The sequence below is a fragment of the Arcobacter arenosus genome (assembly GCF_005771535.1).
GTDB classification, from domain to species: Bacteria; Campylobacterota; Campylobacteria; order Campylobacterales; family Arcobacteraceae; genus Halarcobacter; species Halarcobacter arenosus.
Genome location: NZ_VANU01000002.1, coordinates 242699 through 262108, shown reverse-complemented (window position 1 = coordinate 262108; position 19410 = coordinate 242699). Strand labels below are relative to the sequence as shown.

The 19410-nt window shown below is 29.5% G+C and carries 23 protein-coding genes; 4 read left to right on the top strand and 19 right to left on the bottom strand.

Translation table 11 applies throughout. From position 1 onward, the window contains the following. Positions 1–10 precede the first annotated feature (10 nt). The 5 genes from FDK22_RS05775 to nifH form a co-directional block, all read right to left on the bottom strand. Positions 11–793, bottom strand: coding sequence for a TOBE domain-containing protein (locus FDK22_RS05775; RefSeq protein WP_138151962.1), 783 nt, complete (start codon positions 791–793; stop codon positions 11–13). 162 nt (positions 794–955) lie between these two features. Continuing rightward, complete coding sequence (nifK, locus tag FDK22_RS05770) at positions 956–2503, bottom strand: nitrogenase molybdenum-iron protein subunit beta (RefSeq protein WP_171012926.1); 1548 nt, start codon at positions 2501–2503, stop codon at positions 956–958. 11 nt (positions 2504–2514) lie between these two features. Then, complete coding sequence (nifD, locus tag FDK22_RS05765) at positions 2515–3972, bottom strand: nitrogenase molybdenum-iron protein alpha chain (RefSeq protein ID WP_138151960.1); 1458 nt, start codon at positions 3970–3972, stop codon at positions 2515–2517. A gap of 133 nt (positions 3973–4105) precedes the next feature. Then, positions 4106–4465 (bottom strand): hypothetical protein, encoded by a 360-nt coding sequence (locus FDK22_RS05760; protein WP_138151959.1) that lies wholly within the window; start codon positions 4463–4465, stop codon positions 4106–4108. 171 nt (positions 4466–4636) lie between these two features. Beyond that, positions 4637–5545 carry a nitrogenase iron protein gene (nifH, locus tag FDK22_RS05755; RefSeq protein ID WP_138151958.1) on the bottom strand — a complete coding sequence of 303 codons (909 nt, stop codon included), beginning with the start codon at positions 5543–5545 and terminating at the stop codon, positions 4637–4639. 322 nt (positions 5546–5867) lie between these two features. Between nifH and FDK22_RS05750 the strand changes: the two genes are divergently transcribed. Genes FDK22_RS05750 through FDK22_RS05740 form a run of 3 tightly spaced genes read left to right on the top strand, consistent with a single transcriptional unit; the run spans position 5868 to position 7497 of the window. Continuing rightward, positions 5868–6251 (top strand): thioredoxin family protein, encoded by a 384-nt coding sequence (locus FDK22_RS05750; protein WP_138151957.1) that lies wholly within the window; start codon positions 5868–5870, stop codon positions 6249–6251. Continuing rightward, the gene (locus FDK22_RS05745) at positions 6248–6841 is read left to right on the top strand and encodes a pentapeptide repeat-containing protein (RefSeq protein ID WP_138151956.1); all 594 of its coding nucleotides are present in this window, start codon (positions 6248–6250) and stop codon (positions 6839–6841) included. Before FDK22_RS05750 ends, FDK22_RS05745 begins: the two co-directional genes overlap by 4 nt. A 26-nt stretch (positions 6842–6867) precedes the next feature. Then, entirely contained in the window at positions 6868–7497 is a 630-nt protein-coding gene (locus tag FDK22_RS05740) for an MOSC domain-containing protein (protein ID WP_138151955.1), read from the top strand. 4 nt (positions 7498–7501) lie between these two features. Here the strand turns inward: FDK22_RS05740 and FDK22_RS05735 are convergent, their stop codons facing one another. The 14 genes from FDK22_RS05735 to nifN all read right to left on the bottom strand — a co-directional run bounded on the left by FDK22_RS05735 (position 7502) and on the right by nifN (position 16208). Further along, positions 7502–8749: an RNA polymerase factor sigma-54 gene (locus FDK22_RS05735; protein WP_138151954.1), complete on the bottom strand. Its 1248-nt coding sequence runs from the start codon at positions 8747–8749 to the stop codon at positions 7502–7504. Positions 8750–8808: 59 nt separating this feature from the next. Then, a complete protein-coding gene (locus tag FDK22_RS05730; RefSeq protein WP_138151953.1) occupies positions 8809–9105 on the bottom strand; it encodes a 2Fe-2S iron-sulfur cluster-binding protein in 297 nt (98 codons plus the stop codon). A gap of 148 nt (positions 9106–9253) precedes the next feature. Further along, positions 9254–9595, bottom strand: a complete 342-nt coding sequence (locus tag FDK22_RS05725; RefSeq protein WP_138151952.1) for a hypothetical protein — start codon at positions 9593–9595, stop codon at positions 9254–9256. 87 nt (positions 9596–9682) lie between these two features. Then, the gene (locus FDK22_RS05720; RefSeq protein ID WP_228711638.1) at positions 9683–10090 is read right to left on the bottom strand and encodes a nitrogen fixation protein NifZ; all 408 of its coding nucleotides are present in this window, start codon (positions 10088–10090) and stop codon (positions 9683–9685) included. Next, positions 10080–10430 (bottom strand): nitrogenase-stabilizing/protective protein NifW, encoded by a 351-nt coding sequence (locus tag FDK22_RS05715; RefSeq protein ID WP_138151951.1) that lies wholly within the window; start codon positions 10428–10430, stop codon positions 10080–10082. Before FDK22_RS05715 ends, FDK22_RS05720 begins: the two co-directional genes overlap by 11 nt. Positions 10431–10451: 21 nt before the next feature. Then, positions 10452–10973, bottom strand: coding sequence for a flavodoxin (locus tag FDK22_RS05710; protein WP_138151950.1), 522 nt, complete (start codon positions 10971–10973; stop codon positions 10452–10454). 141 nt (positions 10974–11114) lie between these two features. After that, positions 11115–11552 carry a NifX-associated nitrogen fixation protein gene (locus FDK22_RS05705; RefSeq protein ID WP_138151949.1) on the bottom strand — a complete coding sequence of 146 codons (438 nt, stop codon included), beginning with the start codon at positions 11550–11552 and terminating at the stop codon, positions 11115–11117. Next, on the bottom strand, positions 11552–11947 hold the full coding sequence (locus tag FDK22_RS05700; RefSeq protein ID WP_138151948.1) for a NifB/NifX family molybdenum-iron cluster-binding protein: 396 nt from the start codon (positions 11945–11947) through the stop codon (positions 11552–11554). Before FDK22_RS05700 ends, FDK22_RS05705 begins: the two co-directional genes overlap by 1 nt. 69 nt (positions 11948–12016) lie before the next feature. Further along, positions 12017–12316, bottom strand: a complete 300-nt coding sequence (locus FDK22_RS05695) for a hypothetical protein (protein WP_138151947.1) — start codon at positions 12314–12316, stop codon at positions 12017–12019. Beyond that, positions 12313–13566, bottom strand: coding sequence for a SagB family peptide dehydrogenase (locus FDK22_RS05690; RefSeq protein WP_138151946.1), 1254 nt, complete (start codon positions 13564–13566; stop codon positions 12313–12315). Before FDK22_RS05690 ends, FDK22_RS05695 begins: the two co-directional genes overlap by 4 nt. A gap of 6 nt (positions 13567–13572) precedes the next feature. Next, positions 13573–14019 (bottom strand): ankyrin repeat domain-containing protein, encoded by a 447-nt coding sequence (locus tag FDK22_RS05685; protein WP_138151945.1) that lies wholly within the window; start codon positions 14017–14019, stop codon positions 13573–13575. Position 14020: 1 nt separating this feature from the next. Continuing rightward, on the bottom strand, positions 14021–14542 hold the full coding sequence (locus tag FDK22_RS05680) for a thioredoxin domain-containing protein (RefSeq protein WP_138151944.1): 522 nt from the start codon (positions 14540–14542) through the stop codon (positions 14021–14023). After that, a complete protein-coding gene (locus tag FDK22_RS05675; protein WP_138151943.1) occupies positions 14543–14920 on the bottom strand; it encodes a hypothetical protein in 378 nt (125 codons plus the stop codon). Between the two features lies 1 nt (position 14921). Further along, the gene (nifN, locus tag FDK22_RS05670; RefSeq protein ID WP_138151942.1) at positions 14922–16208 is read right to left on the bottom strand and encodes a nitrogenase iron-molybdenum cofactor biosynthesis protein NifN; all 1287 of its coding nucleotides are present in this window, start codon (positions 16206–16208) and stop codon (positions 14922–14924) included. Positions 16209–16327: 119 nt separating this feature from the next. Between nifN and FDK22_RS05665 the strand changes: the two genes are divergently transcribed. Next, entirely contained in the window at positions 16328–19408 is a 3081-nt protein-coding gene (locus FDK22_RS05665; protein WP_138151941.1) for an ABC transporter substrate-binding protein, read from the top strand. The last annotated feature ends 2 nt before the right edge of the window (positions 19409–19410 follow it).

Here is a 19410-nt window from a genome sequence, read left to right as displayed (position 1 = left end):
ATTTTTTCTATTATTTACCTATCATTACATCACTAGCTTTAATTACTGCACTAACCTCATCAAAAACCTTTAGTCCAAGGCTTTTTACAGAGTCAGAAGTAATTATTGCCGCAACAATATCACCATTACCAATATCAATACTAACTTCTGAATTTACTTCCCCATCAGTTATATTTGTAATTTTTCCTTGTAGTTTATTTCTAGCACTAATTGTTAAACTACAATCTGTCGTTACTAAAACCGAACTTGATTTAAATAAAGAGGTCACCTCATCTTCTATTTGAAGATCTAGTGAATCAACTGCACTATTAGTAATAATTGCAACAAGTGTATATCCACTTTTTAGTTTTATAAAAACTTCTGAGTTAACACCACCTTTATTAATAAGCTCAACGACACCTTGAATTTGATTTCTTGTACTTAATTGCATATTTATCCTTCGAAGTGATTTTAAACTCCCTGTATTAAAATCTGTCAAATTTGAGAGAGTTTTTAAAAACTTCTCATGTTCATATTGAACTTTTTCATAGGTTTCTATCAGATTTTTTCCATAGGGTGTTAATTTTGCTCCACCTCCACCAACTCCACCTGTTTCTTTTGTTACAACTTTTTCAGGACATAAATTATTTATAGTATCAATAGCTTCCCAAGCTGTTTTATAGCTCATTGGAACATTTTTAGCTGCCTTTGAAATTGACCCAACAATTGCAATCTCTTTTAAAAGTTTAATTCTTTTTTCAAGAAGAAAAGGGGTTTGCGAATTTAAAATTGCAAGGGATGAAGTAAATTCCATTGTTTCTCCTTATTGTTATATACTTATTTATATAACGATATATTAAAAAAAAAGAGCAAAGCTCGAAATAAAATCATACCATTATTTATCTTAGTATATAACGGTAGTTTAAAAAAAACTAGAAGGGAATCCCTCTAGTTAATTTTTAGATTAAAATCTTGATTATCTTACTGAATCGAAGAAGTAATCTGTTTCGGCAATATCTTTAGTCTCTTCATCTAGTTGATCTAAAATACCATTTGTAATCCATGTTAATAGATTTAATGCACCTTCATATCCACTCATTGAGTATCTGTGTAAGTGATGTCTATCAAAAATTGGGAAACCAATTCTGATTAATGGAATTTTTGTATCTCTATATAACTCTTTACCATAAACGTTACCAATCATAAAGTCAACTGGTTCTGTGAATAATAATGATCTTAATGCCCAAAGGTCTTTTCCTGGCCATACATTGATTTCATCTTTTGCATTTGATTTCTCAATGATTGCTGCCATATCTTCAGCCCAACCTTTTCTTGGAGCATTGTGACATACGATATGAGTTGGAATTGCACCCATTTCAATTAAGAATGAAACCATCCCTAATAAGAAATCAGGATCTCCCCAGATTGCAATTTTTTTACCATGCATATATGGGTAAGAATCTTGCATTGCATCAACTAATCTAGCTCTTTGAAGTTTTAATTCTTCAGGAACATCTTTACCAGTTAATTCAGCTAATTTCATAACAAATGCATCTGTTCCACTTAAACCGATTGGGTTACAAGTTTCATAAGTTTGCTTCCATTTGTTTTTAATAGTTTTAGCAGTTGCTACTGTTGAATATTTTTGTAAAGAGATAGTTGCTTTTGCATTAATTGCTGTTTTAGCATCTGCAATTGAAGTACCACCTGCATACATAGAATATTTTCCAGCTCCAGTATCCCATTGCTCTTCATGGTCACCAATCATAATAATTTTATCACCAAATAATTTAGAGATTTTTTTGATTTCTCTTAAAGATCCTAAATATGGTTCAAAACCTGGAATGATATTAATTCTTTCTTCATCTTCTACTCTTTCAGATCTAGTTGGGTTTAACTGTTCTAAAGTAGATTTCATCATATTATCATAACCTGTAATATGAGACCCCACAAATGATGGAGTATGTGCATAAGGGATTTCGATATTATCTAATTCACCCTCAGCATCTTCTCTAGCACCTGTAATAAAGGCATTTAAGTCATCACCAATAACTTCTGCCATACAAGTTGTAGATACTGCAATCATTTCTGGCTTATATAAAGCGTTACAGTTTCTTAAACCATCTTTCATATTTGCTAACCCACCAAAAACCGCTGCTGATTCAGACATTGAGTCAGAAACACAAGGAGTTGGTTCTTTAAAGTGTCTAGTAAAATATGTTCTAAAATATGCAACACATCCATGAGAACCATGTACGTAAGGCATAGTGTTTTCAAAACCAAGTCCTACCATAACAGCCCCTAAAGGTTGACATGCTTTTGCAGGATTTACTGTAATAGCTTCTCTTGCAAGGTTTTTCTCTCTATAATCCCAAGATTTAGTCCACTCTGCAATCTCTGCTACTTTTTCAGGAGCAACCGCACCAGCAGCCCCTTCAAATTCTTTTTTATTCTTTAAAACTTCTTGATATTCAGGTTTTAAGAATAATTTTTGTCCGTTTACTATATTTTCTACGTCTTGCATCACACTTCTCCTTACGCTTCTTTTTCCCATGGAGCTGTAGTATGAGCCCAAACAGGAGAGTTCATAGCTAAATCCATATCTTTTGCAAAAATTGCAAACGCATCATACCCATGGTATGGTCCAGAATAATCCCAAGAGTGCATTTGTCTAAATGGTAATCCCATTTTTTGGAATACATATTTCTCTTTTACTCCAGCTGCAACTAAGTCTGGTCTTAATTTTTTAACAAATTGCTCTAACTCATATTCGTTAGCATCATCATAGATAACTGTAGATCTTTTGATGTCTTCTTTTGTTCTTTTATAATCATCACCGTGAGCGAACTCATAACCAGTACCAATAACTTCCATTCCTAAATCTTCATAAGCACCAATAACGTGTCTTGGTCTTAATCCACCAACATAAAGCATAACTTTTTTACCCTCTAATTTTGGCTTATATTTAGCAATAACTTCATCAGTCATCTTAGTATATTTAGCAATTACAGCTTCTGCTTTTTCTTGGATTGATTCATCGAAGAATGAAGCAATTTTTCTAATAGACTCAGTTGTTTTACTTGGTCCAAAGAAGTTGTATTCCATCCAAGGTATACCAAACTCTTGTTCCATATGTCTAGAAATATAGTTCATAGATCTATAACAGTGAAGTAAGTTTAATTTCGCTTTTGGCCCATTTGCAATCTCTTTATAAGTAGCATCACCTGACCATTGAGAAATAACTCTTAATCCCATCTCTTCTAGGATAATTCTTGTTGACCAAGCATCTCCACCAATATTATAATCCCCAATAATTGATACATCATAATCAGTAGAATCTAAATCTTTTCTAAATGATGCATCAGGCATAACGTGGTCTCTAATCATATCGTTTGCAATGTGGTGACCAAGAGATTGTGAAACCCCTCTAAATCCTTCACATGAAACAGCAATAGTTTGATTACCAGTCTCTTTTTTATGAACTTTTGCTACAGCTTGAATATCATCCCCAATTAAACCAATTGGACACTCTGATTGAATAGATACTCCATTATTTAGTGGAAATAACTCGTCAATCTCTTCTAAAGCTTTCTTTAATTTTTTATCACCACCAAATACGATATCTTTTTCATTAAAGTCTGTTGAGAAATTCATTGTAACAAACGTATCAACACCTGTTGTACCAATATAATAGTTTCTTCTACCACCTCTTGAATATTGTCCACATCCAATTGGTCCGTGAGAAATATGAATCATATCTTTAATTGGTCCCCAAACAACCCCTTTAGATCCCGCATAAGCACAACCTCTTTGCGACATTACTCCTGGTACTGTTTGTTTGTTTGATCTTGTTTTATCACAAGCACCTTTAACACCTTCTGGTGTATCAACACCAAGGTGCTTTGCTCTATTTTTTGCAGCTTTTGCTGGGTATGCTTCAAGTACTTCAGCTATAGCTTCATTTTGTAGACTCTCTAATGTTTCTGGTCCCATTTCTTCTCCTTGAAAATAGTTCCTATTTTAAAGGAACCTTTATTTAATAACTACTTTTAACAATATGAATAAATCATATTTAAAGTAGCAAATCTTAAAGAGGACAACAAGTTGTCCCTAACTTTTTAAAAAATTATGCTACTTTAACTCTGTAAAGATTCATATCATCTAATTTTTTACATAGTTCAGCAGTAGCTGCACCATCAACTGATTTAGAGATTTCTGCAATTTGGTATTTGTTTGTATAATACATCATTTTGAAACCATCTTTTTCTTTACACTCAGTGTTTACATAGTAATCAACTAGTGCTTTATGAAGAAATGTACCTTCAGATACTTCAAGAGTTTCTAATAATACACCCTCTCTAGTTTCACTTGTAAGAGTTACAGTTTTACCTGTTGCCTCTAAACCATCTTCAATTTTTTCTACAACTTTATCAAAAGCTACATCATTTCCTTCACTTGCTGGAAAGTGGTATCCACATATAAACATTTTCTTCTCCTTAAATTTTGTCCCAAAATTTTAGGGACCTTTCATTTTTAACTTCTTTTAACAAGATTTGTAAAAAATCTTTAAAGAAGCAAACTCTAAAGAGGTGAACAAGTTCACCTTAACTCTTTGCCAAAATTTGTTTGTATTTGTCTCTTCAATAGGACGAAGCTATTACGCTTCTTTTTGTCCTAAGTTTTCCTCATCAACTTCTTCTTCTAATCCGAATTCCATTAATAAGTTTTCTAAGTCATCCATCTCTAATGGAGTAGGAATAACTTTCATATCGTTTTCGATAATTTTTCTTGCTAACTCTTTATATTCCATAGCTTGGTCAGAATTTGGTGAGAACTCAACAACTGTCATTCTTCTTAACTCAGCTCTTTGAACGTGGTTAGATCTTGGAACGAAGTGAATCATTTGAGTACCAATTTGCATAGCTAAGTGCTTAGCTAGGTCATACTCTCTATCTGTCATTCTTGCATTACATACTAAACCAGCAAGTCTAACTCCACCAGTATTTGCATATTTTAAAATACCTTTAGAAATGTTGTTAGCTGCATACATAGCCATCATTTCACCAGACATTACGATATAAATCTCTTGAGCTTTACCTTCTCTAATTGGCATAGCAAATCCACCACAAACAACGTCTCCAAGAACGTCATAAGAAACGAAATCTAATTCGTCATCATATGCACCCTCTTCTTCTAAGAAGTTAATTGCTGTAATAACACCTCTACCTGCACATCCAACACCTGGCTCAGGACCACCAGACTCAGTACACATAATGTAACCTTCAGTAATCTCTTCATTATCTGGGTGGAATTCATCAGCACCTGGTTTACATACATCTTCTAACTCTAAATCTTCAACTGTCCCAGCTTCAGAAGCTAATTGCATAATTGTTGATTGTGCTTTTTCATGTAAGATTAATCTTGTTGAATCCGCTTTTGGGTCACACCCAACGATTAATATTTTTTTACCATAGTAGTGACACATTGCCGCTAAAGTATTTTGAGAAGTAGTTGATTTACCAATCCCACCTTTTCCGTAAAACGCTATTTGTCTTAAATCTGACATTCTATCTCCTTTGATTTTCATATTTACGAAAATGATTAATGCACTAAGTGTTCCACAAGAGCAGAAAAGAAAGAAAAAAATTTAAAATTTTTAATAAAGTGCCATTTTATGGGATTAATTTTTTAAAAAAATTTCTAATTTCTTAAATTAAGATAATTTTTATCTTATTTACAGATTTGTTTTTTATGTGTAAATTTTGTAAAAAAATGTAAAATTTTAACTTTTTTCATAGATAACTTTAAATTTTTATTTAATTATGTTACTTACAAGTTTCCTAATTTAATAAGTCCTATTATTATGTAAAATATTATAAGGAATAGATATGCTAAGACTTTTATTAATATCATTTATTTCTACTTTATCTTTGTTTGCTTCAATTAATTTTGAAAAAGACTACAACAAAGCATTAGAAAGATTAAACTCTGAAAATAAAGAACTACTAGTTATGGTTAGTTCTAAAACTTGTCCTGAGTGTAATTACATGAAAAAGCATATCTTCACGCAGGATGAAGTTGCAAACTATATAAACAAAAATTATGTGGCAGTAGATCTTGATATAAATGACAAAAACATACCTGAACAAATGAAATTTTGGGGTATTCCAAGATTTTATATCTCTAAAGATGGAGAAAATGTTTTAAAGAAAAAAATGGGTGGTATGAAAAAAGAACAGTTTTTAGATTTTGCATCAAAGGTTAATCAATGAGATACATTTTAGTTTTCTTATTTTTAATTAGTTCCCTTTTCTCTTTTGATAAAACCCATTTACAAAAACTAAAAGAGACTAACAGTTGTATAGGATGTGATTTGACTAATGCAAATCTTTCTGGACTTGATTTACAAAAAGCTAATTTAAGTGAATCTGATTTAAGTGGAGCAAATATCTCTTTATCTAATTTCGCCTTTGGAAATTTTTGGGGAGCAACACTTAAAAATGTCAAAGGGATAAACTCTAATTTTAGATTAGCAAATTTTGAAGGTAGTATAATATCAAACTCTAATTTTGAAGATAGTATATTTAAAGCTGTAAGATTTCAGTTTAGTGAGATATCAAATACATCTTTTAAAAATGCAAATCTTTGGGATGCACTATTTCAAGAAGCTACTTTAAATGAAGTTAATATGGATGGTTCAAGAATTGCAGAAGCTAAATTTTTAGAAAATGACTTAAGAACAGTGTCTGTAAAAGATGTTTTGGGATTTAAAGCTGTATTTGAAGATTCAATTTTAAATAAAGAGCAATGTGAAAATTTAAAAAAAGAGAATGTAGTTTTTAAAAATACTAAATGTGAATAATTGAATAATAAAGGAAACTTTTTAATATGGAAATCAGTATAAAAAGTATTGCACTAGGAAAAGCAAAAAAATATAAATTTGGTAAAAAAGAGTTTGAAAGTGGATATAAAAAGGATAATTTTTTAGAAGAGATTGAAGTTTCTTCCTTAGGTCTTTTAGGGGATAATCAAGTAGATAAAAGATTTCATGGTGGAATTGATAAAGCGATTCATTTTGGAAGTACAACACACTTAAAAGAAAATTCTAACTTTGATAAATTGTTTATTGGATGTAATATATTAATTGATAACCATACTGAAGAGGATATATTTATTGGAGATATTTATCAAATTGGTGAAATTGAAGTTGAAGTTTCTCAACCAAGACAACCTTGTTGGAAAATTGGAGCATTATTTGGAAAAGAGATGAGTAGATATATCTCTAAAAATCATGCAACAGGTTGGTATGTAAGAGTTTTAAAAGAGGGTAAAATCAAAATTTCTGATAAGATGATTCTTAAAAAAAGAGTCTCAAATATCTCAATTAAAGATTTAAGTATCTATTTGAAAGTGCCACCAGAAGAAAGAGCTATCATAGATGAGATTTTAAATTTAGAGGCTATTGCAACATCTTACAAAAAAGATTTTTTAGCTACTTTAGAAAGAAATAATTCTTAATCCCTTACAAGTTTTCAACTTTATATAATTTTTTTCTCTCTTTTGAAGAGGGAATACTTAACATCTTTCTATATTTAGTAATAGTACGTCTTACCATCTTTAAATCAAATTTTTCATAAATCATCTCTAATATATGTTGGTCAGTAAGTGGCGTTTCTCTATCTTCATATTCAACTAAAGATTTGATATAACTTTTTATTTGTGATGAAGATAAATCTTTATCATTTACCGCATTTGTAAAAAAATGTTTTAAAGGGAACACTCCAAGGTTACACTCTATATGTTTATTTGCAACTGCTCTAGAAATTGTAGATTCAGCAAAACCTAACTCCCCTGCTAATTCTTGCATTGAAAATGGTTTAAGTTCTCCCCCAACAAAAAATGAGATTTGTTTTTCAACAATTAAAAGTACAATTTTATATAGAGTTGATTTTCTAAGATTTAAAAGATTTACTAAATCCCTTGCTTCTTTTAGCTTATCTTTTATACTTTGATTTTTAGAAGAAAAGGGATCCTTTACTTCTATATCAGGATAATAAGCATGATTAATCTTAACATTAATATCTTCTCCAATATCCACATAAAAATCAGGAATAACTTGAGTGTTAGTATTTATATAATTTATTGCAGGTGGATTATTAAAATATTTTATAACATCCTTTGCTTCATCAAATCTATGGTGTGCTGCATATTTATCCAAGTGGGCGATATCTTTTATAACTTTTTTTATAAAGTTATAAAGTTCATCATCAATATCTTTATCACAAGCATCTAATTGAAATTCAAATGATTCTGATAAGTTCATTGAACCAACTCCAGCAGGTTCTAGTCTTGAAAACCTTTGTCTAATAGATTCTACATATTCTTTATATACTCCACATGTAACAGCAATTTTTTCAATATCTCCATCAAAATATCCATCTTCATTTATATCACATAAAATCTCCATTGCAACTTTTTGTGAATTTGGTGTGGGAAAATTTGGAGCACAAATTTGTTCACTTATTTTATCATGTAATGATTCATCATATAAAGCTAAAGATTCAATAAACTCTCCACTTGTTCCTTGTGGCATAAAGTTATTATAAAACTCTTTTGGTTTTTTGATTTCTAAAAATGGGTTTTCATAAGATACATTTGTTAGGTGTTTCTCTAGGTCTTGCAGAGAAGACTGCAACATAGGTAACCACATTTTAAGTGATAAATTAAGGTTTTGTTTTTGTGCAACTGATGTTGATAATGTAGGTGCCATACTCATAATCCTATTCTGCCTAAATTCTAAACGAATTTAGACAAAAAAGTGTATATTTTTTAATACTTAATTCTAACGATACCGTTAGGTTTAACTATTTTCATTTGACAAGAAAGTCTTGTTTTTTCAGTACAAGTTCCTGCACAAACTTCATTAATAACTTTTATCTCTTTTTCATTGATATCAGATAAAAATTCCATACCTTGCTCGATTTCAACTACACATGTACCACACTCACCATCTCTACATCCAAATGGTAAAGCTGAACCAGATGCTTCAACTACATCTTGAATTGTACTTCCTGGTTTTACATTAATAGCTAAAAAGTCGTTTACGATTTCTACTCTTGTTGTCATTTTTAATTCTCCTTAAAAGTGGTCCCCACTTTTAAGGGACCGATACATTTCTATCTTCTTTTAACGGTTTGAGTAAATCAAACCTAAAGAAGCAAACTCTAAAGGGAACAATGAATTGTTCCTTTTTATACTAAATTACTAATTCTATCTATGAAAGTGCGTATGGTTTAACTAAAATATCACCCTTAACTAACATCATTGGTGCAATTCTAATCTTTGGACTTATAGTGAATTGTTGACATTGGTGTGCCTCATCTGCAGTGATAGCACCAAGTTCAACTAATACATCTAACTCTTCATCTTCCATATAACTTGTAGGTTCTTCATCAGCCAAATTTTCAACCTTGATTAAACATTTAGAATAATCTTTTAAATCCTCTGGAAGAGGAATCCCTTTCTCTTTTGCCAATCTTACAATAGGCTCACCAATCTTTGCATCATAAACACCATCAGTTTCAGTATCAAAATGCATGAAAATAACTTTTGCCATGTTTCTTCTCCTTTATTAAATTAATTATATGCACCAAGTCATACGAAAAAATTCTAAAAATTCTTTCGTTTGACTTGGTGCATATGATTAATCTTTGCTATAGTATTTCTCTCTATGTTTTCTCATCCATTCAAGTTCTTCTTCAACTTCATCTTTATAATCTTCCATAGCTTCAAGTTCATTTTCTCTACACCCAACTATCTCAACTGGTGCTTCTTCAACACCTAAAAAATGTACTTCATAAACTCTAATCACCTGAAGAAATTCTCCAACAGATTTTATATATCCAATTGAATCCTTTGGCATCATTAACGTACCTATAGGAGAATGGGGATATGTTCCATCGTTTACAATTTCTTTTATAAGCTTTACTTTTTGACCAATCCCAAATTTAGCTTCATCTTCATCTTTACCTGACCTAGGACCTGTTACATTGTCATGAAAAAATGTATCAGGATCAACTATATAATCTTGGTCTAATCCACTAGCAGCCACAACTTCCACCTGTTGAAGTAGAACCTGCCATACCTGGTGTTGTTCCACATGATGAACACCCTTCAAGTTTTCCAGTTTCATACATGTTCCAAACATCAGCAGCACTTGGTGCATGACCATGTTTATAATCACCATAAACCCTTAAAAGTGAAAATTTCAAAAAGTCTAAAAGTTTATTTTCCTCTTTAATATTGTTGATACCATTTTTAATAAGTGTTCCATATTCTTTCATCATATGAAATCTCTTTACATTTATTAAAGATTGATCAAATTCAATCCCAAAAAATTTAAAGTAATCTTCTGTATCTCTACATCTATAAAATTCTTCTACTGTTGCCATGATATTTTCCTTTCTTATAGATTATGCTGGAATTTGTATTTTTAAACTTGAAATCCAGTTTTCAATTCTTTCTTCAGTTTTATCTTCTTCATTGTGGTTATCAATTGCTAATCCACAAAGTTTTCCATCCATTTCAGCTAATGAAAATTCATATTTATAACCATCTTTATCAATAGAACCAACAGCCTTTGCTCCTAATGTTGTAAATGTTTTATGAAGTTTTCCCAATGCTGAACAAAAATGCTCACCATGTTTAACACTGTCTCCTGCTCCAAAGAATGCAACAGTTTTTCCAGATAAATCCATCTCTTCATCTTCCATCTCAAGTTGTGCATCAACCCACGAAAAATGAACATCACCTTGTCCCCAAGTTGAACTTCCAATAAATAAAACATCATAATCTTCAAATTGTTCAATATCATCAAAATCCTCTTCCATATTGATAATATCGTCCTCTTCTATACTAAAAGCCTCAGCCAATGCCTCTGCAACAATCATTGATGTTCCACCTGCTGTTCCACAAAAAATTCCAATCTTTGCCATTTCTTCAATCTCCTTCTAAATAGTCCCTATTTTGAAGGGACCTTTTCTCTTTTTTATAATACTTTTTAACATGATTTGTAAAAAATCATTAAAAGTATCAAAATCTAAAGGACTCTAAGAATAGAGTCTTTTTAATTTTCGTTACACAGTTTCTAATTTATATTTGTTGTATTTCTCTTGTGCTTTTTTAAGATATTTTTCACCCTCTTCTTCTAACTTTTCATAAGTTCTAAAAGAGAATCTATGTGCATCTTTAAAATATTTTTCACAAAGTACAATATCATCTGCAAATACTACAACCCTACCAAAACCTTCATGACTCATCTCCATAACAACAGAAGCCATTACACCTGTAATTTTTTCAAAAGCAAGGGCAACTGCTTGATAAATAAGTCTAATATCTTTAATTTGCATCTCATCAATATCTGCAATAATTGGAATATCTTTTAATTCATCTTTTGTTTTTACATATTTTTCTTTTATCAGTTCATCATCTGATTTATTAGACCAAGTACCAAACTGATCAAGGGCTCTTATTTGTCCCGTAAGTGTTTCTAAAAATAATTCTTTAAGTTCCATTATGCAGCCTTCTTTTCAATTATTTTTTTAATAAATGGAGGAGGATTTGCATTTAACATATCTTGAAGTTTTTTTGTCTCTTCATCAATACCTACAACATCTTTATATTTAATTGTAAATATCCCTGAATTGATAAGTTTAGCTGCAGCTATTGCTCCAACATTTGTAAAATATACAATATCAATTCCTTTTAATAAAGCTACAGTTTTATCTGTATCTTTCTCATCAACCTTTTTTATTTCACTTAAAGAGATAGAACTTTTACTAATATCGTATATAGCAAACTGTTTTGCACTTCCAAAGTGTGAATCAATATTCTCTAAATCTTTAGTTGCAAAGGCTACTCTTAACATACCTTCACCTGATGTGTTCGATGTGATTTTTATACTGCTCATATTACATCCTCATAAATTTATGAGTATATATGCAAATAGTGTTCCACAAGAAAAAAGATTAAAAATAGCCTATTTTTTCGCACTTTTGATAAGTGAAAGGAAATCAATCAAATCACTTAAAAAGAAAGCACGATTATCAATAAATGAAAAATAAACATTTGCAAAAGTATTTTGTGCCAATAAAAGATTTGCATTTTTTATAAATTCAGGTGGAAGTTGTCTATTAATAGCTTTATCTTTAATCAACTCTTCACACACCTCATCAAATAAAAAGAAAATCTCTGCTGGTTTTTCTTGGGTCAACATATAAATATCACTTCGATAAAGTTCATATTTTTTATATAAGTTTAAATAAGTTTCTTTACTCATTTTCCAATTGCCTGTAAATATAAGATATTGTTTTGGGTGTTAAATGTTTTTTTACATTCATCATCAAAATATGCCCCAATACCACTTGATGAAATCTCTAAGTTTATGGTTCTTATACTTATAATATGAGCTAAAAAGCCACACAATATATAGTTTTGTATATAATTTGAATCTAATCTAGAAGTAAAAAAAAGTGTAAAACAACTAGAGCCTCCTAGTTTTTGATTAAAGGCAAGTTTTTTTGAAAGCTCCCTAAAATCGCCTTCTTCTAACAATGTTACATTTTTGTAAATACCACTTTTTAAGTTTTTAATATTATTTACTATAATGTATATATCTATGCCAAAACAATTGGAATACTCAAATATATCTTTAATAATAAGATTAAACTCATTTTTTGTTATAGATTCTTCTTTAAAAGCTCTAATTGACCTTCTTTTGTTTATTGCTTCTTCTAAATTTTTTTTCTCTAATTCTTCTAAAAAATCAAAATGCATTGTAAAAGGGAAAGATTCATGTTCTAAATGATTTATAAAACTGTCAATAAAACTATTTCTTATTTGATAATCACAAGCACTTACATTTACAAGTTTTTCCCTTAAAGGTTTTATCTTTTTCTCTTTATAAAACTCGCTTAATATAGCAACTTGAAAAAACTCAAAACCCTCAAAACCAAAAGATTCATTTATAAGGTTTCTGTCAAATTCAAACTCTAATTTACAATCAATATTTTCAAGTTTTAACGCTGAATAAATAGAGCCTATTTGATGACCGGTATCTAATAGTAAATATCTAATTGCTCTTTTTTCATATTTCCAAGAGCTTCTAAAATATACATTACTAATCAAAGTTACAAATTTATATTGTTGATTTTTTTGAAGATAATATTCAAGTCCATCATTACTTAATTCATGGATTAAAACTAAATTATTTTCTAAAGGTTCATAATGGTAAATGCCACTTAAAAAACCTTTTACTCCTCTAATTTGAATATAAACTTCACAAGGATAAAGGCCACCTGCACTAGGATTTGTTCGAAGACTTACTTCCTCTTTACCATACTTTTTAATATCAGTGATTTTCCCAAAATTTTTTATAAATTTAAGTTCATCAAACTCATCAATTTTATACCTTCTAAAAAAATCTGGATATTTTTTATGATTTTTTGGCTGTGTTCTCCAATCAATAAAAGAAGTTTGCTCAAAAGAATTTTTGAGGGTAATTTCAGTTTTATCATGGAAAATTTGCATATAGTTTTATTTTGTTGCAGCTTTTAACATTTTGTATATTTTAGGAGTTACTGCTAAATCAATAGCCTTAAATCCATCAAGATTTTCCAAGTCTGCTTTGGCATTACACTCAAGTAACAATTTTACAAAATCCTCTTTACCTGCACTTGCACAATACATTAAAGATGTAACCCCATTAACATTTTGAGAATTTATATCTATTCCCCCATCAATTAAGGCATAAAAACAATCATAGGAATTAGCAAAACATGCATTCCATAAAGCAGAATTTCCATCAACATTTTTTTGATCTAAATTTGCCCCTAAACCAATTAACTCCCTAACAATATGGGTTTCACCCTCCCTTGCTGCTTTCATTACAGCAGAGTTGCCATGTTTTCCCTGTTTGCTAAGGTCATTTAAATCATATTCATTGGCAGATAACCATATTCTAGTTTTATCAGAAAAAGACATTTTATACACCCATCCAGTTTTCGTGGGTATGACCCTTTTGTTTGAAATTTACAACTTCCAAAAGCGTAGTTTTAAATTTTTCTAAATCAAAACTTGTTTCAATATTTGAAGGAATCTCTTTATATTTTATAAGCCCCTCTTTATCAATAATAAAAATAGACTTGGCAATAAGTTCATCACTCATATTTACTCCAAACTTAAGGGAAAAGTCTTTGAAATCATTTGAGATAAATCCATCCTCTATTGAGTACTCTTCTTTTATCTTTTTTAAATTATCATCATTGCTTTTTGTAACAATATAAACCAATATTTTTGATGAATATTCAGTTAAGATATTATGAAGTTCATTGTTATAAGCTTTTATACAAGGTAGGGTAATCATAACTTGTGTTTTTGGCGCCATCATCCCAATTACTTTTGTATCACCATTTATCATTTTAACTCTAACTGCAGGAGCTTCACTCTCAATTTTTCTTTCTCTTTTACCTAAGGTAAAAATCTCATTTTTATAAGTTACTTCCATTTATAAAACATCCTTATGTGTAATTTGGCAATTTGTATCTATTATCATTAGTGATTTTTTTAATCTTCTAGTTTCATCTCTCATTTTAAATATTTTTGAAAAATCTCTATGTTCATTTGAGATTAAATGTTCATTTAAATCAAATTTATCTATCACTTCATTGCACTCTTCTTTATTGCTTGAGGTTATAATAAAAGAGTCTGCTCTATGTTTAAAAAACTCTATGGCTTCGTTTAACTCTTTATTAAACTCATTTATATCAGGTAGTGTAATAACCACTTGGATTTTTTCTTTTGGAATTCCAATTAATCTTGTCCTTCCACTTATCATTTCAATTGCAATTGCAGGTACAATAGGTCTGTTTAGATTGATACTCATTTTATGCTCCATGATGCCTATGGGTATTAATTAAATTTGCAAGTTCAAAAAGTAAATATGAACTCCCTTCATATAAACAATCATTTTTAAGCTGATTTCCTAATCCTTCAAAATCAGGAAATCCCCTTAACATAAGTGCCTTATGATGTTTCATTGTATATCTTTCCCCATGAAAATTTGAGATTAAGACTTCACTATCACTTAGATATTTTTCAACATCTTCAAAATCACCAATTAATAAATTTTCACATTCAATCTCATCTAATAAATCATTTTTATGGGTTGTTATAATTGCTTTTATATTTGCACCTGCTTCAATAATTGTATTAGCTATTGAGATACATTGGTCTGGTTCTAGGGCTAAAACAACTGAAGAGCTTCCTATTGCAAAATGGCAATCCAATAAGGCATCTTGTAATCTTTTTCTCCATCTAACAATACGGGGATGGGGTTGTGATATATTTTTTTCTTTACATAAAACTTTAAAAAATCTATCACTCTCCTCTAATCCACCAAGTGAATCAAAATGAAAAAGTTTTATATTTTGATTTTTTTCTTTAAGTTTTTCCCCTGCTTTTTTAACAGAACTTCCAATGGAAATAACCAAAGATGATGAAGCTAAATCTTTTATCTCATTAAAACTTATTCCACCCGAAGTTAAAGCTCCTTGTTTTAATCCTAAGTGACCATCAAGGGAATCACTTAAATCAGGTAAAGCTAAAACTTCATAACCAAATAAAGCAATGGTATCTTTGATTTTTTCAACTTCGATTGGTTTTAAATTTACATTTGGAATTATTGTAACTTTTGTTTTATCTATATCTGTAGTTTCTTTTACTTTTTGATCAATAATTGCTTCAACTGATTTTGCAAAACCACTCTCTATCGAACCTTCAAAATCTGGTGTATTTACATAAACCATCTCTTGTAAATCTTTAACTAAAAGAGAAGCACCTCTTATATCATCCCCTTTTGTTTCTGTAAGACCTGTTGTAAAAAGACCTACTAAATCTGGTTTTACTTTTTTGGTAATATTTTTTATTGATTCAGATATAGAATAATCTCCCCCATCAATAACAGCTGTAATATCACTAACTGCCGTTGTTTGAACAGCAATTGGGTCATTAAAATGTCTTGTGAAGAAAACCTTTGAAAAAGAAGCACACCCTTGAGCTCCATGCATTAAGGGCATGCAGTTTTTTATACCTAAAAAACAAAGCATTGCACCCATAGGTTGAGATAGTTTAATTGGATTAAGTTGTAAAGGTTTTGAACTAATTGCTTCCATATCTATTCCTAAAGAATTTTAAGAGTAGTTGCAAGAAGTGTTCCTAAGCTAAAAATCATTTCTTTGTGTATATTTATCTTATTTATTATAAAATAGATTAAATTTCCCTTGGAGTATTAGTGAAAAAGCTTTTAAAAACACTATTTATTTTTTTTATTTTTTTTCTTACACTTCACGCAAATACTCTAGAAAAAGTATCTTTACGTTTACAATGGAAACATCAATTTGAATTTGCAGGTTTTTATGTAGCTAAAGAATATGGCTATTATAAAGAGCTTGGACTTAATGTAGAACTTTTTGAATATGATTCAGATGTAGATATTGTTCAAGAAGTAATAAATGGTGAAAAAGAGTTTGGTATTTGGGGAAGTGGCGTAATAGAACAAGCAATGAAAGGGAAACCTTTAGTTTTATTGGCTAATTATTTCAAAAGATCTCCCCTAGCAATAATCGCCCAAGGTGATATAATTTTACCATCGGAATTAGCAGGTAAAAAACTAATGATTCCTAAGTCTGATTTTAATAATGTAAATTATCAGCAAATGTTTAAACTATTTGGCTTAAATATAAATGACATAGAAATTGTTCCTTCATCTTTTAACATCCAAGATTTTATAGATAAAAAAGTTGATGCCTATTCATCTTTTTTAACAAATGAACCATATATTTTAAGAAAAGAGGGGATTAGACACAATATCTTAGACCCAAACAATTATGGGATTGAGATGTATGATGTAAATCTATTTTCATCTAAAGAATTTGTTAAAAATAATCCACAACTTGTAGAAAAGTTTATTAAAGCTTCAAACAAAGGATGGGAATATGCATTAAAACATAAAGAGGAAGTTGTAGATTTAATTTTAAAAAAATACAATACTCAAAAGAAAAGTAAAGGACATCTTCTTTTTGAAGCACAAGAAACAATAAAAATGATGCTTCCTAATGTCTATCCAATTGGAAGTGTAGATTTTAAAAAAGTAAAAAAGATGGGAGATTTTTTTATTGAAAAAGGTATGATTAAACCTTTTTATGAATACCAATCTATTTTATTTCAAAAAATAGAAAATATAGCAGACTTAACAAAACAAGAGATAAATTATATTGAAAAAAATAGAGTTGCCCCAATATCTGTAATGCAAGATTTTTCACCGTTTTCCTTTGAGATAAATGGAACTTATCAAGGTTTTGTGAATGATATTTTATCTTTATTAGAAGAAAAAACAGGTTTACGATTTAAAAGAGTTACAGGGCAATGGATTCCTAATCTTCAACGTTTCAAAGCAAAAGAAACAAAAATTATTGCTGATATTTCCTACAAAAAAGAAAGAGAAGAATTTACTTTATTTACTAAACCTTATTATGAGATACCAACTTTGATTTTTGTACGGGATGATTTTAAAGATTATAAAGGGATAGAGAGTTTTAAAGGTAAAAAAGTTGGTATTCAAAAAAATATTTTCTATGCTAAGGAAGTGGGAGAGATTGAAGGGATTGAATTAGTTGAAAATGAAAGTATTGAAGAGATGGCAAAGGCCTTAAGTTATGGGAAAATTGATATTGCCATAATGAACCTTTTAACAATGAATCACTACATAAAGAAAAATGCATTATCAAATATGCTAGCAATTGATGAGTTAAACTTAAAAACAGTAAACCGTGAAGATTTAAGATTTGGGGTAAATATTGACCAACCTTTATTATATAGTATTATGCAAAAAGGCTTAGAAGCAATAAGCGTACAAGAATGGAGAAATTTAACAAATAAATGGATTGGGTTAAACGCAAAAGAATTAAAACAATTAAAAAAAGAAACAAAAATATATAATAACGACCTTTTAACTAAAGAAGAGAAAGAATATTTAAATAAAAAAAATGAATTAAAAATATGTGTATCTCCTAAATGGATGCCATTTGAAGCAATAGATGAAAATAATAAACATATAGGAATGGGTTTAGATATCAAGGAGATAATTTCTAAAAAAATCTCCAAAAAAATCACTTTAGTTAAAACAAATTCATGGGAAGAATCATTAAACTCTGCTAAAAACAAAAAATGTGAAATTTTATCTTTATCTAAAAAAACTAAAGAGAGGTCAGAATATTTAAACTTTACTAATCCAATTTATAATATTCCTTATGTAATTGTTACTAAAAAAGATAAGTTTTTTATTGATAGTTTTGAAGAGATTAAAAACAATAAATTTGCAGTTATAAAAAGTTCTGCGGTAGAAGAGGATATACAAGAGTTTTACCCAAATATTCAAATAATACAAGTTAAATCAATTGATGAGGGTTTAAATCTAGTTCAAAATAACAAAGTTTATGGATATATAGATTCAAGGTCTTCTATTGGTTATGCCATTGATAAAAATGAGATGTATGATTTAAAGATTATTGGTAAACTTCCAATAGACTATAACCTTTCTTATGGAATTATAAACACAGAGGAAGAACTTTTTAATATTATTCAAAAAGCAATTACAAGTATTAGCAAAGAAGAAAAAGATCGAATTTTTAGAAAGTGGATAGCTGTAGAACAACAAAAAGTTACTGATTATTCTCTTGTATGGAAAGTTATTTTTGTAGCAACTTTTTTTATTCTTTTAATTGTTTATTGGAATATAAAACTATACAAAGCTAAACAGGAGATTGAAAAAACTAATATTTTGTTAAAAAAAGCTCAAAAAGAGATTGAAGATAAAAATATCGCACTTGAAAAACTTGCAATTACAGATAAACTTACAGATGTTTATAATAGAACAAAACTAGATGAAATTTTATTAGATGAAATAAATAGATGCAAAAGATTTGAATGCAGTTTTGGATTTTGTATTTTAGATATAGATTATTTTAAATCAACAAATGATAGTTTTGGACATTTAGTAGGAGATAAAATATTAATAAGTTTTGCAAAATTACTAAAAGAGTCTATTAGGGAAACTGATTATGTTGGAAGATGGGGTGGTGAAGAGTTTGTAATAATTGTTCCAAAAACAAATAAAGAGAACTTAACAGCTTTTGCCCAAAAACTAAGAGTAAAAATTGAAAATTTTGATTTTGAAAAAGTTGGTAAAAAAACTGCAAGTTTCGGAATTACAGTAACAAAAGAAAACGATACCATTGAAACTGTTATAAAACGTGCAGATGATGCTTTATACCAAGCTAAGAAAAATGGTAGAAATAAGGTATGTTTTCTTTAAAG

Bases quoted from the DNA above. Each gene is read 5' to 3' on its own strand.
- FDK22_RS05695 (WP_138151947.1), bottom strand. From the start codon at position 12,316: ATGAGTAAAGAAACTTATTTAAACTTATATAAAAAATATGAACTTTAT.
- FDK22_RS05680 (WP_138151944.1), bottom strand. From the start codon at position 14,542: ATGGAAGTAACTTATAAAAATGAGATTTTTACCTTAGGTAAAAGAGAA.
- FDK22_RS05725 (WP_138151952.1), bottom strand. From the start codon at position 9,595: ATGGCAAAAGTTATTTTCATGCATTTTGATACTGAAACTGATGGTGTT.
- FDK22_RS05760 (WP_138151959.1), bottom strand. From the start codon at position 4,465: ATGTTTATATGTGGATACCACTTTCCAGCAAGTGAAGGAAATGATGTA.
- FDK22_RS05735 (WP_138151954.1), bottom strand. From the start codon at position 8,749: ATGGCACCTACATTATCAACATCAGTTGCACAAAAACAAAACCTTAAT.
- FDK22_RS05690 (WP_138151946.1), bottom strand. From the start codon at position 13,566: ATGCAAATTTTCCATGATAAAACTGAAATTACCCTCAAAAATTCTTTT.
- FDK22_RS05740 (WP_138151955.1), top strand. From the start codon at position 6,868: ATGGAAATCAGTATAAAAAGTATTGCACTAGGAAAAGCAAAAAAATAT.
- nifD (WP_138151960.1), bottom strand. From the start codon at position 3,972: ATGGGACCAGAAACATTAGAGAGTCTACAAAATGAAGCTATAGCTGAA.
- FDK22_RS05715 (WP_138151951.1), bottom strand. From the start codon at position 10,430: ATGGCAACAGTAGAAGAATTTTATAGATGTAGAGATACAGAAGATTAC.
- FDK22_RS05705 (WP_138151949.1), bottom strand. From the start codon at position 11,552: ATGGAACTTAAAGAATTATTTTTAGAAACACTTACGGGACAAATAAGA.
- FDK22_RS05750 (WP_138151957.1), top strand. From the start codon at position 5,868: ATGCTAAGACTTTTATTAATATCATTTATTTCTACTTTATCTTTGTTT.
- FDK22_RS05685 (WP_138151945.1), bottom strand. From the start codon at position 14,019: ATGTCTTTTTCTGATAAAACTAGAATATGGTTATCTGCCAATGAATAT.
- FDK22_RS05710 (WP_138151950.1), bottom strand. From the start codon at position 10,973: ATGGCAAAGATTGGAATTTTTTGTGGAACAGCAGGTGGAACATCAATG.
- nifH (WP_138151958.1), bottom strand. From the start codon at position 5,545: ATGTCAGATTTAAGACAAATAGCGTTTTACGGAAAAGGTGGGATTGGT.
- FDK22_RS05700 (WP_138151948.1), bottom strand. From the start codon at position 11,947: ATGAGCAGTATAAAAATCACATCGAACACATCAGGTGAAGGTATGTTA.
- nifN (WP_138151942.1), bottom strand. From the start codon at position 16,208: ATGGAAGCAATTAGTTCAAAACCTTTACAACTTAATCCAATTAAACTA.
- nifK (WP_171012926.1), bottom strand. From the start codon at position 2,503: ATGCAAGACGTAGAAAATATAGTAAACGGACAAAAATTATTCTTAAAA.
- FDK22_RS05775 (WP_138151962.1), bottom strand. From the start codon at position 793: ATGGAATTTACTTCATCCCTTGCAATTTTAAATTCGCAAACCCCTTTT.
- FDK22_RS05675 (WP_138151943.1), bottom strand. From the start codon at position 14,920: ATGAGTATCAATCTAAACAGACCTATTGTACCTGCAATTGCAATTGAA.
- FDK22_RS05745 (WP_138151956.1), top strand. From the start codon at position 6,248: ATGAGATACATTTTAGTTTTCTTATTTTTAATTAGTTCCCTTTTCTCT.
- FDK22_RS05730 (WP_138151953.1), bottom strand. From the start codon at position 9,105: ATGACAACAAGAGTAGAAATCGTAAACGACTTTTTAGCTATTAATGTA.